The organism is Xenophilus sp. (assembly GCF_044462705.1).
In the GTDB taxonomy this organism is placed as follows: Bacteria; Pseudomonadota; Gammaproteobacteria; order Burkholderiales; family Burkholderiaceae_C; genus Xenophilus; species Xenophilus azovorans.
Genome location: NZ_JBIQNC010000071.1, coordinates 6,191 through 20,937, shown reverse-complemented (window position 1 = coordinate 20,937; position 14,747 = coordinate 6,191). Strand labels below are relative to the sequence as shown.

Here is a 14,747-nt window from a genome sequence, read left to right as displayed (position 1 = left end):
ATGCGGCGTAGCCGTCGTCACCATAAGCGAAGGGCGGCTTGCCGACGTAGACCGGGGCACCGTTGACGATGTCGCCCAGCACGCCCTTGCGGACGCGGTACAGCGCCGCGCGGTCGGACGTGGCGGTCTCCAGGGTGCGCGTGCCGCGCAGGTAGTTCACCAGGTTCTCGCCGGTATTGGCGGCCGTGAGGTCGGCCGCGCTCAGGCCTGTGCACTGGGTGGATACCACCGTCTTGCTGCAAAGATTGGAGAAATGCCCATCCAGGCTGTCCGCCTGCAGGTTGGTCCAGTTGAAATCCACCAGCGAGGACGTCGTCCCGCCACGGTAGAGGATCCGGCGGGCCGAGGTGCGCTGCGTTAGCAGTGCCTGGGCAGACCACTGGGCCGTGCTGCCGATCTCGCCCGTCTCGCCGTTGAGTTGATAGGCCTTGAGGTCGCCCGTCCAAGACTGGGTCGTGTAGCTGGCCTGATAGACCTGATTGTTATCGCCCGGGACGAGTTCCAGTGCGCTGGTGGCTGCGGCGGCGGAAGAGCCGGTCTCTTCCATGATGGTGTTGACCACGCCGCTGATGGCCTGGCCCAGATCGGCCGCATTCAGGGCAGAGTAATACTGGCCGCGGCCGTTCACGGCGGCGTGCCAGAGGTCATCGATGGTGCGTGCATCGCCCCCGCTATTGGGCGGTACGGGCCAATCGGCCGCACCCGACACGATGTCGGCGAAGTCGCCACTGGTCTGCGTGAGGTAGTTGCGGTCGTATCTCAAGGTCCCGCTGACACCCAGACCGATGGTGAAGGTCGTCATGTGCTGATGGGTGGCCGTGTCCCGGCCAGCGGCCTTGAGGCTGTTGGTGCAGACGTTCTGTTCGGTGCCCGACGAGCTGGACGTGCAGTTGCCCAGCGCCGAGCTCCGGAGATCGGTGGTGTAGTAGTACTGTGCGACGTCCGCCAGGGTGTTCGACGACTTGGCCGGCGTGGAGGTGCTGGACGTTGCCGTCGCGTACACGATGCCGTTGGCCTTCTGCGATGCGTCGGCGACGTTGGTCCCTGACGTATTCGGCAGTACATAGGTGCCGGCCCGGCAGGTGCCGCCGCTGCTGCCGTTCCCGGGTGCCGACGGGGTGGCCGGTGTCCAATCGGTCCCATTGGATGATGTCTGAAGCGTTTCGCGAACCCGGTACTGGCCGCCGCTGCAGCCATTTCCGTTGCGCGAGCCCACTCGATAGGCAGTGCGCTCATACGTGGTCACGGTGACAGTGCCGTCATGCATGGGCCGATCGACGCCAATGCCATCGGTGTTGCCAACGTTGTTGCCGCTCAGGTCCCTGGGGCCGTAGCTGTCGTTGACGGAATCGTTCCAGTAGCCATCGGTCGATAGCAGCGCATAGTTGCGCTGGCAGGAGTACTGCACCGGGTCCGAAGTCTGACCGCTGGCTTTGTTCGCGTAGTACTGGCCGATCTTCGAGAGGGCGCCGCGCAGCGGCGTGGAGCCGTTGGCTGTCGAGTTGTAGAGCTTGGTGAAGACCGTGCTCTTGTGCGTGCCGTCGAACACGCCCACCGGCTCGAATCCGCTGCTGGTCGCCGCCGTCTTGCTGCTGTTGATGGTGGAGAAGCCCACGCGGTAGCCATCGTTCAACGCTTCGAAGGCTCTCCCCACGGCCGTGCGCATGAGGAAAGTGCGCTTGCGATAGTAAGAGTACCAGTTGGCATAGTTCTGTCTTTGTTCGGCCGACTGATCGAGAATGACGACCTTCTGGAAGACATTGCTGCCGGGCGCGCTGCCCTCGTTGCTCATGCACTGCTTGTAAAAGTCGGTGCTCGTGTCCACGTCCCCGGAGCTGTCATACCTCCAGCTCATGGGTGGAACTGCGGTCTTGTCGCCGGTGTACCTGTAGTAGTAGCGCTTGCCGACCTGGCGCGTCTGCGTGATCTCCCAGGAGTTCCTGCTACCGGAGCCGGCTTTCGAAGTGACGTTGACGGTCAGCGTCCAGGTCCCGCCCGATGCGCTCCACCCCGTCACCACACCGCGCATCCAGCGAGCCGTCGCCCAGGTGGAGCTGTCCAGAGTCACTTCATCGCCGATCTTGAATGTGTCCGCCGCGTTGGCGGAACCACTGACAACGAAGCTCTTGGTGCCTGTTCCGATCTCGACATTGCTGCTGCTTGAGCGCTCCACCGAAACGGTATCTGTATCCCCGAGGTTAGTTTTCGAGTTGCCACCCTGGAATCCGTCATTCCATGCGCTGTTGAAATCGGCTGGATCGTAGGAGGTCCCGTCCGCCTTGCGGGGCGGCTCGTAGGTGAAGGTCGGGTCATACGCCACGCCATTGCACTGGGATGACCAGTAGCCGTACTTGGTGCTGTAGGGCTCGTCCGTGGCATCCCGCGAGCGCCCCAGTTCGTCGGGCATGTAGCTCCAGTTCATGGAGCCGGAGTCGTCCAGGACGAACATCAGGTTCGGCTTGGCCTTGACATTGGGCCGCGTGGCCAGCGGCTCGTCACTGATCGACGTCTGGGCCGCCAGGGCGTTGGAGGCAACGGCCTCCAGCACCAGGAGTGCCGCGCACAGGGCCAAGGGACGCGCTGTCGCGAATCGTCGGAAAAGGGGCTGAGAGATCATGACGGGACTCCTCCTGCGGGCTCTAATGGGCCGGTGCTACTGGAAGCTGACGATGGTTTCGGTGAAGCTGACGGTGTTGCGCGCACCGCGCGCGCGCACCACGATCCGGTAGTAGGGCCCGCTGGGCGCCTCGAAGCGAGCATGCGAGCCGTAGGCCAGCGCGCCGCGGCCGGAGGCACCGCCCGTGCTGCCCAAAGGCTTGGCGCAGTTGTTGTTGACCGTGTCGCTGGCGCTGCCGGGCTTGCTGCAGAGCCTGAAGATCGTGTAGCGCAGCTCATTGCCGTTGACCGTGCCGCCCGAGGCCGATTTCAGCGTGCAACTGGCATAGCTGCCCGTGGGGGCGTAGCGGCATTCACGGTCGGGGTCCGAGGAGCCGCTGCCCCAGTCGATGAGCTTGCGCGCGGCGTTGCCCACGTATTGCTGGCCCGTCACGTCCACCGGCGTCGTCCGATCGTCGGCGTTGAGTTCCTTGGTGCTTGCGTAGTAGCCGCTGGCGGCGATGTCCTCTTCGAGCGAAGCGACGTTGGTTTTCAGCCAGGCGACGGCCTCGCGCGATGCCTGGTCGGCCGCGACCGTGGCGTCCTGCTTGAAGCCGACGTTGCCCAGCACCAGCGCGCCGCTATCGATTGAGCGCACCAGCGCCAAGGTGGCCAATGCCAGCGAAACCAGCGCGATGAGCGCGAAGATCAGCGAGACGCCGCGCTGGCGCCTGTAGGGGGCGTGCATCATGACGACTTGGAGTTCCATAGCATGTTGCGCAGCGGCACGATGGTGTCGTAGACCTTGTAGCGGTAGTGCTGCCAGTCGCTGACGTGATTGATCCTGAGCGTCAGCGGAGTGCCGGTGCCCACCTGCCACTGGGGGGCCGAGGTGGTGACGGGGTCACGCTCGTACTGGGTGCTGCGCGCCACCAGGGCCAGCCGCACGGCGAGCACGCGCTCCCAGTCGGCCGCGGTGGTGGGCGTGGTGTTGTCGTAGGTGTCGATCTGGCCGTCGCCGGTCGTGTCCTTGCCGTACATCGCCTGCAGATTGACGATCTGGGGGTACAGGTCTTCGGCGGTGCTGGTGGCTGCGCCGCTGGTCTGCGCGCGCACCTGCAGCGATTCGTTGTCGATCGAGTACGTCCTGTGGGACAGGCGCCCCAGGTTCAGCAGGAAGGCGCCGCGTTCGTAGCCGGCTTCAGGGAACACGTCGCTGGTGTTCCATGGGTTGGAGCCCGTGGTGTGTGGGATGCGTCTGGCCGTGAGGGTGGCGCTGGTCGGCGATTCGGCATTGCCGTCGTCGGTCACGGAGAACACGGCGCACCACTGGTCCGCGTTGTACTGCCCGTCGCGGGGCACGGCGATCATCAAGTCGCCAGCGGTCACACCCAGGGAGGAGCCGACCTCGAACGCGCCGGCGTCTTTGGCGTGGTCGGTGCTGACGGGCATGGGCGCGGAGAAGTTCGCCGTCTGGCCCTGCAGGATGGTGATGGTGTCCGGCGCGCCATCGGCACCATCGACGATGACGACCGGGGCCAGCACCGGCGCGAAGTCGATGGCGGCAGAGTCTGCCGGGGCGGCTGGGTCCTTGAACTTGCCCTTGACGGGGCAGCCCAGCGCCACGGGGTTGCTGGCCACACCATAGCCGGACATCTGCAGCTCGCGCTGCAGCGTGTACAGCGCCAGCGTACCGTTGACCTGGGCGTCGCTGCCGGACGAGATCGTGCGCTTCTTGCCTTCCGTGACGGCCATCGTCTGGGTGATGACCAGCACGGTGAGCATGCCCAGCACGATGCCGACCATGAGCTCGACCAGCGTGAAGCCGCGCTGCAGGCGTCGCCGCGGCAGGGAAAAGTGCAGGGTGTTCATCAGATGGACTTCGGCACTACGGTGCTTTGCGTGACGTAGCGATGGGTCTGCCCGTCGGGCAGCGTCCAGGTGATGGTGATCGACACGTCGCCCGTGCTGCTGTCGACCGTGATGGCGGCATCCCCGCCGGGCAGGACCTGGCCGACCTTGGTGCGCCACTCGGTGCAACTGCTGGCTTCGCAGCCGTCGGCGCCGTCGAAGTTCGCGATCTCGTCGATATGGGTCCACATGCGTGCCAGGGCCTCGCTGGCGAGGTAGGCGGCGTCCGCGCGCAGCTTGGACTCGGTCTGTGTCTGTGTCAGCCGGCTCTGCATGCCGACCAGGCCCAGCACGCCGAGCATGAAGATCAGCAGGGCGACCAGGATCTCGATCATCACCACGCCGCGTTGGACAGCCGCGCGCGGCGTCCGGCGGCGGATGGGTGCGGGTTTCAGCATTTGCGCGGATCTCCGTCGGTGATGGATTCGCTGGGATCGCACATGCGCACGCTGCCAGCAGGTGTGACGAGCAGGCGTAGCGGCCGGTAGGTCGTGTCGTCGTTCGGCCCCGTGACGTCGATGCGCGCGATGCCGCTGCCGCTACCGACATCGATGGCGCGGCCGAAGCCGTTGAAGGTGACGGTGGTGGCCGCGCTGTCATCGCCGGCCACGGCGGTGACGTTCACGCGGCCGCCCGCGTCGCCGGCCGTCCGGGAGGCCAGGATCGGCGGAGACGACTGCTCGTTGCCCCCGCACTCGGATGCCGGTGAAGACGTGCTGACGACCCACGAGCCACTGGCCGATGACAGGGCGCAGCTGTCGTCCATGGTGTGCGGGCTTGTCAGCGAGACGAGAAAGAAGGACACCTCCCGATTGCCCTTGATCGCTTCGTTGCGTGCGGTCTGCAGTCCCTGTTGCAGCGCTTCGGTCGTGTTGCGGATGCGGGTGTTGTCGAGCCAGGTGCCGATCGATGGCAAGGCCGCCATCAGCAGGAACCCCAGCACCGCGATGCTGACGATCAGCTCGACCAGCGTGAAGCCTCGTTGCCGCATGGTGCCTGTGCCTCTCAGCAACTGCTGCTGCTCGTCAGCCAGCAGGTGGCCGTGCTGGTGCTGCCCTTGAACTGGGTCGTGGCACGGTCGCCGCGGTGATTGATGGTGTAGGTATGGCCCGTTGCCCGGTCGGATGCGCCGGTGGCCGTGATGGTGTAGCCCTGGCCGCTGTCACTGGTGGCACAGGTGTAGGTGAAGCGGCCGGTGGTGATCGGAAAGGTGTTCCAGCTGCTGGCACTGCTGTCCGCGGCGCAGGCTGCGTCACTGCCGTAGTTGCGGTTGTCCTGGTAGTACTGCTCCATCTTGGTCCGGTAATCGGACAGGCCGCTGAACGCCTCGGGCAGTTGCCCACGCCGCACATAGTCGTTGTACGAGGGCAGCGCGATGGCCGCCAGGATGCCGATCACGGCCACCACGATCATGACCTCGATGAGCGTGAAGCCGCGGGTGGCACGGCCGTGGCGGAAATGGAGGGGATGTTGCAAAGCCATGGTCTTTCGGAAGGAGGAGCACCGCGGGCGCCACCGCGAGGTGTGCGCACGAAGACACAATGGTCACAGAATGTCCGCAATTGTTTTCAATTGCAAACCCGCTGGTCCGCGCATCCGCGCCACTCGTCGGCCGGTGTCCAGGCGCCGAAGCGCGTCAGATCAGGGGGCTACGCGATGGCTTGGCTCTGTGCGTGATAGTGAGCACTTCCATTTGGCAATGGGGCGATCGCCTGCCCTTGCCCGCTTGCCAGGGAACAAGCCCACCCGCTGCAGCGGGTGGGGATTGCGGGCTCAGCCCGCCACCCAGCTCCCCGACTTGCCTCCGTGCTTCTCCAGCACGCGCACGCCGGTGATGGCCATGCCCCGGTCCACCGCCTTGCACATGTCGTAGACCGTCAGCAGAGCCACCTGCACGCTGGTGAGCGCTTCCATCTCCACGCCGGTCGGGCCGACGGTCTCGACGGTGGCGGTGCAGCGCACGTGCGGCACGGGCGCGGCGGCGGTCTCGAAGTCGACGGCTACCCGCGTCAGCGCCAGCGGGTGGCACAGCGGGACGAGGTCGCTGGTCTTCTTGGCGGCCTGGATGCCGGCGATGCGGGCCACGCCGAGCACGTCGCCCTTCTTCGCGCTGCCCGACTCGATCAGCGCCAGCGTCTCGGCCCGCATCTCGATGACGCCCGTGGCCACGGCCACCCGCCGGGTGGCGGGCTTGCCCGCCACGTCGACCATGTGGGCCTGGCCCTGGGCGTCGAAGTGGGTGAGGGGCGAGGAGGCGGCGGGCGAACTCATGCTGAACGATCGGCGGTGTGGCGCATCATACGGGCCGGGTCCGGCGGCCGCCCGCCGCTGCCCGCACGCCCGACGAGAACCGCCGACCGATGCTTCGACCGCCTCTGCCCCCGCGTCCTCCTGCCTTCCGCCATGCACGCCCGCTGCTGGCCGCCCTGCTGATCGCCTCCCAGGTCCTGTGGCCGCTGCAGGGCCATGCCCAGGTGCAGACGCTGCCCGGCCTGTCCGACGGCGCGGAGATGACCGCCACCGCCGAGCGCCAGCTGGGCGACCGCATCGCCCGCGAGCTGTACCGCGACCCGGACTACGTCGACGACCCGGTGCTGGCGGACTACGTGCAGGACATCTGGCAGCGCCTGCTGGCCGCCGCCCGCACGCGCGGCGAGCTCACCCCCGAACTGGACGAGCGCTACGCCTGGCAGGTGATGATCGGCCGCGACCGCACCGTCAACGCCTTCGCGCTGCCCGGCGGCTACCTGGGCCTGCACACGGGGCTGATCGCGATCACCGAGACCCGCGACGAACTGGCCTCGGTGCTGGGGCACGAGCTGACGCACGTGACGCAGCGCCACATCTCGCGCATGCTGACCCAGCAGAGCCGCCAGGCCCCGCTGCTGCTGGCCGCCATGATCCTCGGCGGCCTGGCCGCGGCCAAGAGCAGGAGCGGCGGCGACCTGGGCATGGCGGCGATGGTCGGCGGCCAGGCCATGGCCATGCAGAAGCAGCTGGACTTCTCGCGCGACATGGAGCGCGAGGCCGACCGCATCGGCTTCGGCGTGATGACGCAGGCGGGCTTCTCGCCGCGCGGCGCGGCCGCGATGTTCGAGAAGCTGCAGTACGCCTCGCGGCTGAACGACAACGGCTCCTATCCCTACCTGCGCAGCCACCCGCTGACCGGCGAGCGCCTCACGGAGATGGAGGCGCGCTTCCAGTTCCGCACCGAGGCGGTCGCGCCGCTGGCGCCGCAGATGGAGCACGCCATGATCGCGGCCCGCGCCCGGGTGCTCAGCCGCCCCGGCGCCGACCTGCTGCGCCAGTGGCTGCAGGCGGTCGACAGCAGCGAGTTCGCCCGCGCCCGCCCGGCGCAGCAGGCCGGCATGCTCTATGCCGCCGCCCGCTCCGCCGTCGAACTGCGGGACCTGAAGGCCGCCCGTGCCCTGGCCGCGCGCCTGGCCGCCCGCGTGCAGGGCGACGCGCCGGCCGAGCGGCTGGCCCGGCTGCTGCAGGCGGAGGTGGAGCTGGACGCCGGCAATGGCCCCGCCGCGGCGGCGCTGCTGGACCCGAAGGCGCATCCGAAGGACCGCGCGGAACTGGTGCTCGCGGCGCAGGCCGCCGTCGCCGCCCGCCAGCCGGACGGCGTGGCCGCGCTGCTGCGCGACTGGGTGGCGCTGCATCCGCGCGACGCGACCGCGTGGCGCACGCTGTCGGCGGTGTACGGGGCTCAGGGCGAGACGCTGCGCGCCATCCGTGCCGACGCCGAGGCCAACGTCGCGGTGCTCGACTACGTCGCCGCGCGCGACCGCTTCCGCGCCGCGCAGGACTGGGTGCGCCAGGCCGGCCCCGGCACGAGGGTGGACCACTACGAGGCGTCGATCATCGACACCCGCGCGCGCGAGGTGGAGGCCAGGGCGAAGGAGCAGCTCGCCGACAAGGACAAGCCGCTGCAGTAAATAGGCGGCGGCCGCCGGCTCAGCGCTTGCCCAGCAGCCCGCCCAGCGCCGCCTCGATCAGCACCCCGAGGATCGAGTACAGCAGCGAGCCCAGCACCGCCGCCCAGAAGCCGCTGACGTGGAAGCCCTGCAGCAGTCCCGAGGCGGCCCAGAACAGCAGGGCGTTGATGACGAAGAGGAACAGGCCCAGCGTGACGATGGTGACCGGAAAGGTGAGCACCACCAGCACCGGCCGCACGACCATGTTCAGCAGGCCGATCACCGCCGCGGCGATGAGCGCGCTGCCGAAGCTCGCCACCTGCACGCCGCCATAGAGATAAGCCACTGCCAGCAGCGCCACAGCGCTGAGCAGCCATTTGAGGATCAGACGCATGGCCGCAGCATAGCGGCAATGCCGCTGCAGCAGCGGCCTATTCCGCCAGCTCGTTCGCCAGCACCAGCAGCGCGCCCATGCCGGCCACCGCGCCGGGCAGCGCCCAGCCGGACTGCGCCGGCTGCTGGCCCACCGCCACCGGCTCCATGTCCACGCCCACCTTCGGGCGGCGGGCATCGACGACGGGCACGGCGCCGTGCTCGAGCTGCAGCTTGCGGGTCAGCTCGACCAGCGGGCCTTTGGCCAGCACTGCCGTCACCTGCGCGCCGCCGGCCGTGAGGGCCGGGGCCATGGTTTCCTGCGCGCGCGCGAACCACTTGGCGCGCCAGTTCTCGCGTGCGCTGTGGCTCACCCACTTGCTGATGCGGTGCGTCATGCGCGGGGCGCAGGCCACCAGCACCCAGTGCCGCGGCGCGCCGCCGGCCGTGGCGGGGGCGAGCCGTTCGAGGTGTTCGCGGGCGTAGGCCGCGTCATCGACGTAGAGAATGATCTTGTCGCTCATCTCGAATCTCCTCCAGGGAGGGCGGCTCGCGCCGGGATGGAAGGCCGCGCCCGGGGGCGCGGCGGCAGGTGCGGACAGTGTGCCAGATCAGCCGTGCTGCGCGCCACCACCGGTGCGGCGCGAGGCCAGCAGCTTGCCGATCGCCAGCACCAGCAGCGCGCCGGCGACGTGGGCCGTCCAGTACAGCGTGTCGGAGATGACGGCCTGGCCGTCGGCGCCCACGGTGCCCAGCTTGGGCATCCAGGTCCACTTCTCGGTGTTGACGAAGGCGGGGTCCGTCACCAGCATGCCGCCGGCGATCCAGCCCAGCAGCATGCCGCCCAGGGTGATGATCAGCGGGAAGCGCTCCATCAGCTTGATGACGAGCTGGCTGCCCCAGACGATGATCGGGATCGAGATCAGCAGGCCCAGCACCACGAGCAGCATCGAGTGGTCGCCCGCGTTCTGCGCGGCGCCGGCGATGGCGATCACGTTGTCCACGCTCATCACCAGGTCGGCCACGATGATGGTCTTGATGGCCGCCAGCAGCCTGTCGCTGCCCTGGATGTCGCCGTGGCCGTCCTCGTCGGGGGCCAGCAGCTTCACGCCGATCCACACCAGCAGGATGGCGCCGACGAACTTGAGGAACGGGATGTTCAGCAGAGTCATCGCGAACGCGATGAGGATGACGCGCAGGATGATGGCGCCGGCGGTGCCGAAGATGATGCCCTTGGTGCGCTGCGCGGGCGGCAGCTTGCGGCAGGCCAGCGCGATCACCACGGCGTTGTCGCCGCCGAGCAGGATGTCGATGATGATGATCTGGCCCAGCGCGACCCAGAACTCGGGAGCAGTCAGAAATTCCATAGGTTCCTCAGTGTCAGCCACGGATGGGAAGGCGCGTGGGGACGCTGCTTCCCGCTTTGACCTGCCAGGGGCGACGGCCCAGGATGCATGGACCGCACACCGAAGAACGTGAGGGACCGACGCATGACCTTGACCAGCCCGAAGAAGGCTCAATCAAAGGTCTTGCTCGGCTGGCGCGGCGCATGGCGCTGCGCGCTCTGCCCGATCTGCCGGAAGCGGATGCTTCGTATTGACGACAGATCGACGGACCGCGGCGGGTGCATCCGCGTGGATGCATCGACGGGCCGGGAGCTACTCCCCCTCGAATCCGCGGATTGGACCACAGCCCATGCCGGCAGCGCAAGGAGGCCGCACGGCCCGGCGGGGCACCGGCGCTGCGCCTAAGATCGGCGCCCCGCGGCGTGCGCCGCCCTTTTTCCGAGTTGTTTCCCTTCCCTTTTTCCATGGCCGGCATCCACATCACCGACATCGAGGCCGCCATCAACTTCTGGCGCGAGCGCAAGCCCTCGCCCGACGGCCTGACGCTGGCGCCCGAGGTGCGGGCGCTGGCCGAGGTGTATGCGCTCATGGTCTTCCACGGCGAGGACGAGGCCGACGAGGTCGGCTTCCCGCCGCGGGCCTGGGACGCCTGGCTGGCGTGGTACGGGACCACGCCCGATACGCCCTGCATCGCCATCTGCTCGACCAGCCAGGGCGACGACGAATGCAAGGGCTGCGGGCGCAGCTTCGAGGAAGTGCAGCACTGGCCCGCCATGACGCCGGCCGAGAAGCGCCGGACCTGGCGCCGCATCACCATGCAGGACACGGCCTGGCGCTTCAACCGCTACGCCGAGCGCGCGCGCGAGGCCGAGGCTGCGCGCCGCACCGCCGCCGCGGCGCCGGCCGGCGAAGGCAGCCCTTCGGCGGCCTGATCCGGCCCGACCGACCGAGGCCCCATGCGCCGGCTGGCCCAGGCTCCCAACCTCGCCATCGCCACGCTGTGGGCCGATGCGTTGCGCGCCGAGGGGCTGGACGTGACGGTGCAGCGCGAGTACCTCGGCGCCGCCGCCGGCGAGCTGCCGCCCGACCAATGCCTGCCCGAGTTGTGGATCGGCGACGACGCGCAGCACGCCCTGGCGCTGCGCCTGCTGGCGGCGCTCCGGCATCCGCCGCAGCGGCAGTGGCACTGCGCCTGCGGCGAGTTCGTCGAGGGCGGATTCGAGCAGTGCTGGCACTGCGGGGCGCCGATGCCGGGCGCTTGAGGCGGAAGCGCGTTCAGCCCCATTCAACCGTTCACGCTGAGCTTGTCGAAGCGCCGCCCCCGGCTTCGACAGGCTCAGCCCGAACGGTGTCTGTGGTTCGAAGATCCGCGGCAGGCGATGCGCTACTTCCAGCGCACCGGCTCGATGTCCACCGAGCGCGTGCCGTCGCCCAGCATCAGCACGCCCTCCTGGAGCGTCGCCTGCAGCCGCATGCTGCGCTGCGCCAGCGCGCCGAGCTGCTGCACGGCGGCGGTCGGCAGGCGCCACACCTCCAGGCCGGCCAGGCGCGCGAGCTTGCCCTCGATGCCCCGCCACCACACCTCGGCCGCGTGGCCGTAGGCGTACAGGCGCACGGCATCGGCCTTGCCGCAGGCCTTGGCGATCGGGCGTTCCTCGGGCTGGCCCACCTCCATCCACAGGCGCGTGCGCCCGGTGAAGTCGCGCAGCCAGACGTCGGGCTCGTCCGGGTCCGACAGGCCGGCGCCGAAGGCCAGGGTGCCGTCGCCGCTGCAGCGGTCCTGCAGTTCGTGCGCGTTGAGCGCCAGCGCGACGAGCCGCACCATCATGCGTTCGTCGGTCTCGCTCGGGTGCCGGGCCAGGGTGAGGGCGTGGTCGGCGTAGTAGCCGTGGTCGATGTCGGCCACGGCCACCTCGGCCTTGAAGACGGTGGATTTGAGCGCCACCGGGTCAGACGCGCCGGGCGAGTTCGGCCGCCTTGCCGGTGTAGCTGCCGGGCGTCATGGCCAGCAGCCGTTCCTTCTCGGCCTCGGGGATGTCCAGCGAGCGGATCAGCGCGTGCAGCGCCTCGGCCGTGACGGCCTGGCCGCGCGTGACCTCCTTGAGCTTCTCGTAGGCGCCGGGCACGCCGAAGCGGCGCATCACGGTCTGGATCGGCTCGGCCAGCACCTCCCAGCTCGCGTCCAGGTCGGCGGCCAGCGCGGACTCGTTCAGCTCCAGCTTGCCCAGGCCGGTGGCCAGGCTCGCATAGGCCAGCACCGCGTAGCCGAAGGCCACGCCGATGTTGCGCAGCACGGTGCTGTCGGTCAGGTCGCGCTGCCAGCGGCTGATCGGCAGCTTCTCGGAGAGGTGGCGCAGCAGCGCATTGGCCAGGCCCAGGTTGCCCTCGGCGTTCTCGAAGTCGATCGGGTTGACCTTGTGCGGCATGGTCGAGGAACCGATCTCGCCGGCCTTCAGCCGCTGCTTGAAGTAGCCCAGGCTGACGTAGCCCCACACGTCGCGCGAGAAGTCGATGAGGATGGTGTTGGCGCGCGCCACCGCGTCGAACAGCTCGGCCATGTAGTCGTGCGGCTCGATCTGGATGCTGTAGGGCTGGAACGTGAGGCCCAGGCCCTGCGGCGCGGGCGTCTCGACCACCTTGCGGCTGAAGGCCTCCCAGTCGAAGCCGGGCCAGGCCGCCAGGTGCGCGTTGTAGTTGCCCACGGCGCCGTTCATCTTGCCCAGCAGCTTCACCGCGGCGATGGCGGAGCGCGCATTGGCCAGGCGCACCGCCACGTTGGCGATCTCCTTGCCCACGGTGGTGGGGCTGGCGGTCTGGCCGTGGGTGCGGCTGAGCATGGGCACGGCGGCGAAGTCGTGCGCCATCTTCTTCAGGGTGGCGACGATGCCGTCCAGCGCCGGCAGCAGCACCTGCTCGCGCGCGGCCTGGATCTGCAGCGCGTGGCTGGTGTTGTTGATGTCCTCGCTGGTGCAGGCGAAGTGCACGAACTCGGCGGCCGACTCCAGCTCGGGCCGGGCCTCGAACTTGGACTTGATCCAGTATTCCACCGCCTTGACGTCGTGGTTGGTGGTCTTCTCGATCTCCTTGATCGCCAGCGCGTCGGCCTCGCCGAAGTGCGACACCAGCCCCATCAGGTACTTGCGCGCGCCGGGCGTGAGCGGCTTGAACTCGGCGAAGCCGGCGTCCGACAGCGCGATGAACCAGGCCACCTCCACCTGCACGCGGCGGTGCATGTAGCCCTGTTCGCTCATCAGCGGGCGCAGCGCGGCGAGCCGGCCGGCGTAGCGGCCATCGAGGGGGGAGAGGGCGGAAACGGGGGAGAAGCTCATCCCGGAATTGTAGGAGCCGGCCTCCCGCGGGCGGGCCGCGGGCGCGGGGCCGCGCCCGTAGAATCCGGCCGCCACAATGACCACGCCCCCCGGGGGCGCCCGCGCATGAAACTCATCGGATCGACCGCCAGTCCGTACGTTCGGAAGGTGCGCGTCGTGCTGGCCGAGAAACGGCTGGACTGCCAGTTCATCCACGAGGATGTCTGGTCCGATGACACCACCATCTCCGCCTCCAACCCGCTGGGCAAGGTGCCCTGCCTGGTCATGGACGGCGGCGAGGCGATGTTCGACTCGCGCGTGATCGTCGAGTACCTGGACACCCTCTCGCCGGTGGGCAAGCTCATCCCGCCCTCGGGCCGCGAGCGGGCCGAGGTCAAGACCTGGGAGGCGCTGGCCGACGGCGTGATGGACGCCGGCGTGCTGTGGCGCATGGAGGCCATCTGGCCCAAGCGCGCCGAGGGCGAGCGCAGCCAGGCCTGGATGGACCGCCAGCGCGGCAAGGTCGAGGCCGGCATCGCCGCCATGGCCAAGGGCCTGGGCGACAAGCCCTTCTGCAGCGGCATCCACTTGAGCCTGTCCGACATCGCGGTGGGCTGCGCGCTGGGCTGGATCGCCTTCCGCTTCCCCGAGGTCGACTGGCGCGGCCGGCACCCCGAGCTGGCGCGCCTGCACGACAAGCTGCTGCAGCGGCCCAGCTTCGCCGACACCCTGCCGCAGTAGACGCGTCGCCCAATTCCCAAACGCAAGAAGGGCGCCTCGTCGGGCGCCCTTTGCGTTCGTGCCGCCTGCATCGGCAGGCCGGCGGAAATAAAAATGCTGCGAAGCGCCCCGAAACGAAAGGAGGGAGGGAGGGAGGAGGAGAAGAGTCGCTCCGGGATTGCAGCCGGGGCCGAGAAGGCCCGGAAGGCTTCGCAGCAGCAAACCGTGCCGCCATCATGCGTGGCGGCGAAGTGTGGGAACGTAGGCGGAGGGCGACGGTTCCGGCGACTTCGTAAACGTTTGTGTCGCAGGGGTCAGTGCACGGCCGCCAACTCGCGCTCGACGGCATGCACGAAGCCCAGGTCGTCGGGCGAGGTCATGCTGGACCAGGCGCGCACCACCCGTCCGTCGCGGGCGATCAGGTACTTGTAGAAGTTCCACTTGGGCGTGGTGCCGCTGGCGCGCGCCAGCTCGCGGAACAGCGGGTTCGCGTCCGCGCCGCGCACGGCCGACTTGGCGAACATCGGGAATTTCACGCCGAAGGTGTTCTCGCAGAACTCGGCGATCTGCTTGTT

The 14,747-nt window shown here is 68.7% G+C and carries 15 protein-coding genes and 2 pseudogenes; 4 read left to right on the top strand and 13 right to left on the bottom strand.

All coding sequences use genetic code 11. From position 1 onward, the window contains the following. The 7 genes and pseudogenes from ACIY1X_RS12635 to moaC form a co-directional block, all read right to left on the bottom strand. A pseudogene (locus ACIY1X_RS12635) lies at positions 1-2,617 on the bottom strand (hypothetical protein); the annotation flags it as partial. Positions 2,618-2,653: 36 nt separating this feature from the next. Next, positions 2,654-3,346 carry a hypothetical protein gene (locus ACIY1X_RS12630; RefSeq protein ID WP_399680918.1) on the bottom strand — a complete coding sequence of 231 codons (693 nt, stop codon included), beginning with the start codon at positions 3,344-3,346 and terminating at the stop codon, positions 2,654-2,656. Further along, positions 3,343-4,467, bottom strand: coding sequence for a PilW family protein (locus tag ACIY1X_RS12625; protein WP_399680917.1), 1,125 nt, complete (start codon positions 4,465-4,467; stop codon positions 3,343-3,345). The genes ACIY1X_RS12630 and ACIY1X_RS12625 overlap by 4 nt, the downstream gene beginning before the upstream one ends. Beyond that, positions 4,467-4,904 (bottom strand): pilus assembly protein PilV, encoded by a 438-nt coding sequence (locus ACIY1X_RS12620; RefSeq protein WP_399680915.1) that lies wholly within the window; start codon positions 4,902-4,904, stop codon positions 4,467-4,469. Before ACIY1X_RS12620 ends, ACIY1X_RS12625 begins: the two co-directional genes overlap by 1 nt. Then, entirely contained in the window at positions 4,898-5,497 is a 600-nt protein-coding gene (locus ACIY1X_RS12615) for a GspH/FimT family pseudopilin (RefSeq protein WP_399680914.1), read from the bottom strand. Before ACIY1X_RS12615 ends, ACIY1X_RS12620 begins: the two co-directional genes overlap by 7 nt. A 14-nt stretch (positions 5,498-5,511) precedes the next feature. Beyond that, the gene (locus ACIY1X_RS12610) at positions 5,512-5,988 is read right to left on the bottom strand and encodes a type IV pilin protein (protein ID WP_399680912.1); all 477 of its coding nucleotides are present in this window, start codon (positions 5,986-5,988) and stop codon (positions 5,512-5,514) included. A 291-nt stretch (positions 5,989-6,279) separates the two neighbouring features. After that, the gene (gene moaC, locus ACIY1X_RS12605; protein ID WP_399680910.1) at positions 6,280-6,777 is read right to left on the bottom strand and encodes a cyclic pyranopterin monophosphate synthase MoaC; all 498 of its coding nucleotides are present in this window, start codon (positions 6,775-6,777) and stop codon (positions 6,280-6,282) included. An 89-nt stretch (positions 6,778-6,866) separates the two neighbouring features. Here moaC and ACIY1X_RS12600 point away from each other — a divergent pair, with 89 nt between their 5' ends. Beyond that, positions 6,867-8,447 (top strand): M48 family metalloprotease, encoded by a 1,581-nt coding sequence (locus tag ACIY1X_RS12600; protein ID WP_399680908.1) that lies wholly within the window; start codon positions 6,867-6,869, stop codon positions 8,445-8,447. Between the two features lie 19 nt (positions 8,448-8,466). Here ACIY1X_RS12600 and ACIY1X_RS12595 read toward each other — a convergent pair whose 3' ends face one another. The 3 genes from ACIY1X_RS12595 to ACIY1X_RS12585 all read right to left on the bottom strand — a co-directional run bounded on the left by ACIY1X_RS12595 (position 8,467) and on the right by ACIY1X_RS12585 (position 10,165). Next, positions 8,467-8,820, bottom strand: coding sequence for a phage holin family protein (locus tag ACIY1X_RS12595; protein ID WP_038200383.1), 354 nt, complete (start codon positions 8,818-8,820; stop codon positions 8,467-8,469). Positions 8,821-8,857: 37 nt separating this feature from the next. Then, positions 8,858-9,322: a hypothetical protein gene (locus ACIY1X_RS12590; protein ID WP_399680907.1), complete on the bottom strand. Its 465-nt coding sequence runs from the start codon at positions 9,320-9,322 to the stop codon at positions 8,858-8,860. Positions 9,323-9,409: 87 nt separating this feature from the next. Continuing rightward, positions 9,410-10,165 (bottom strand): TerC family protein, encoded by a 756-nt coding sequence (locus ACIY1X_RS12585; protein WP_399680906.1) that lies wholly within the window; start codon positions 10,163-10,165, stop codon positions 9,410-9,412. Between the two features lie 443 nt (positions 10,166-10,608). Between ACIY1X_RS12585 and ACIY1X_RS12580 the strand changes: the two genes are divergently transcribed. Both ACIY1X_RS12580 and ACIY1X_RS12575 read left to right on the top strand, forming a co-directional pair. After that, the gene (locus ACIY1X_RS12580; protein WP_038200380.1) at positions 10,609-11,076 is read left to right on the top strand and encodes a DUF3717 domain-containing protein; all 468 of its coding nucleotides are present in this window, start codon (positions 10,609-10,611) and stop codon (positions 11,074-11,076) included. Between the two features lie 24 nt (positions 11,077-11,100). Beyond that, positions 11,101-11,406, top strand: a complete 306-nt coding sequence (locus tag ACIY1X_RS12575) for a hypothetical protein (RefSeq protein ID WP_038200379.1) — start codon at positions 11,101-11,103, stop codon at positions 11,404-11,406. A gap of 122 nt (positions 11,407-11,528) precedes the next feature. On the opposite strand, the gene ACIY1X_RS12570 is transcribed toward ACIY1X_RS12575, so the two are convergent. Together ACIY1X_RS12570 and purB are read right to left on the bottom strand one after the other, a co-directional pair. Beyond that, complete coding sequence (locus ACIY1X_RS12570) at positions 11,529-12,089, bottom strand: YaeQ family protein (protein ID WP_399680905.1); 561 nt, start codon at positions 12,087-12,089, stop codon at positions 11,529-11,531. A gap of 4 nt (positions 12,090-12,093) precedes the next feature. Next, positions 12,094-13,473, bottom strand: coding sequence for an adenylosuccinate lyase (gene purB, locus ACIY1X_RS12565; RefSeq protein WP_399680903.1), 1,380 nt, complete (start codon positions 13,471-13,473; stop codon positions 12,094-12,096). Between the two features lie 105 nt (positions 13,474-13,578). Between purB and ACIY1X_RS12560 the strand changes: the two genes are divergently transcribed. Then, on the top strand, positions 13,579-14,193 hold the full coding sequence (locus tag ACIY1X_RS12560; protein ID WP_399680902.1) for a glutathione S-transferase N-terminal domain-containing protein: 615 nt from the start codon (positions 13,579-13,581) through the stop codon (positions 14,191-14,193). A 293-nt stretch (positions 14,194-14,486) separates the two neighbouring features. Here the strand turns inward: ACIY1X_RS12560 and ACIY1X_RS12555 are convergent. Continuing rightward, positions 14,487-14,747: pseudogene (locus tag ACIY1X_RS12555) on the bottom strand (glutathione peroxidase); the annotation flags it as partial.

Bases quoted from the DNA above. Each gene is read 5' to 3' on its own strand.
- ACIY1X_RS12630 (WP_399680918.1), bottom strand. From the start codon at position 3,346: ATGATGCACGCCCCCTACAGGCGCCAGCGCGGCGTCTCGCTGATCTTC.
- ACIY1X_RS12625 (WP_399680917.1), bottom strand. From the start codon at position 4,467: ATGAACACCCTGCACTTTTCCCTGCCGCGGCGACGCCTGCAGCGCGGC.
- ACIY1X_RS12620 (WP_399680915.1), bottom strand. From the start codon at position 4,904: ATGCTGAAACCCGCACCCATCCGCCGCCGGACGCCGCGCGCGGCTGTC.
- ACIY1X_RS12615 (WP_399680914.1), bottom strand. From the start codon at position 5,497: ATGCGGCAACGAGGCTTCACGCTGGTCGAGCTGATCGTCAGCATCGCG.
- ACIY1X_RS12610 (WP_399680912.1), bottom strand. From the start codon at position 5,988: ATGGCTTTGCAACATCCCCTCCATTTCCGCCACGGCCGTGCCACCCGC.
- moaC (WP_399680910.1), bottom strand. From the start codon at position 6,777: ATGAGTTCGCCCGCCGCCTCCTCGCCCCTCACCCACTTCGACGCCCAG.
- ACIY1X_RS12600 (WP_399680908.1), top strand. From the start codon at position 6,867: ATGCTTCGACCGCCTCTGCCCCCGCGTCCTCCTGCCTTCCGCCATGCA.
- ACIY1X_RS12595 (WP_038200383.1), bottom strand. From the start codon at position 8,820: ATGCGTCTGATCCTCAAATGGCTGCTCAGCGCTGTGGCGCTGCTGGCA.
- ACIY1X_RS12590 (WP_399680907.1), bottom strand. From the start codon at position 9,322: ATGAGCGACAAGATCATTCTCTACGTCGATGACGCGGCCTACGCCCGC.
- ACIY1X_RS12585 (WP_399680906.1), bottom strand. From the start codon at position 10,165: ATGGAATTTCTGACTGCTCCCGAGTTCTGGGTCGCGCTGGGCCAGATC.
- ACIY1X_RS12580 (WP_038200380.1), top strand. From the start codon at position 10,609: ATGGCCGGCATCCACATCACCGACATCGAGGCCGCCATCAACTTCTGG.
- ACIY1X_RS12575 (WP_038200379.1), top strand. From the start codon at position 11,101: ATGCGCCGGCTGGCCCAGGCTCCCAACCTCGCCATCGCCACGCTGTGG.
- purB (WP_399680903.1), bottom strand. From the start codon at position 13,473: ATGAGCTTCTCCCCCGTTTCCGCCCTCTCCCCCCTCGATGGCCGCTAC.
- ACIY1X_RS12560 (WP_399680902.1), top strand. From the start codon at position 13,579: ATGAAACTCATCGGATCGACCGCCAGTCCGTACGTTCGGAAGGTGCGC.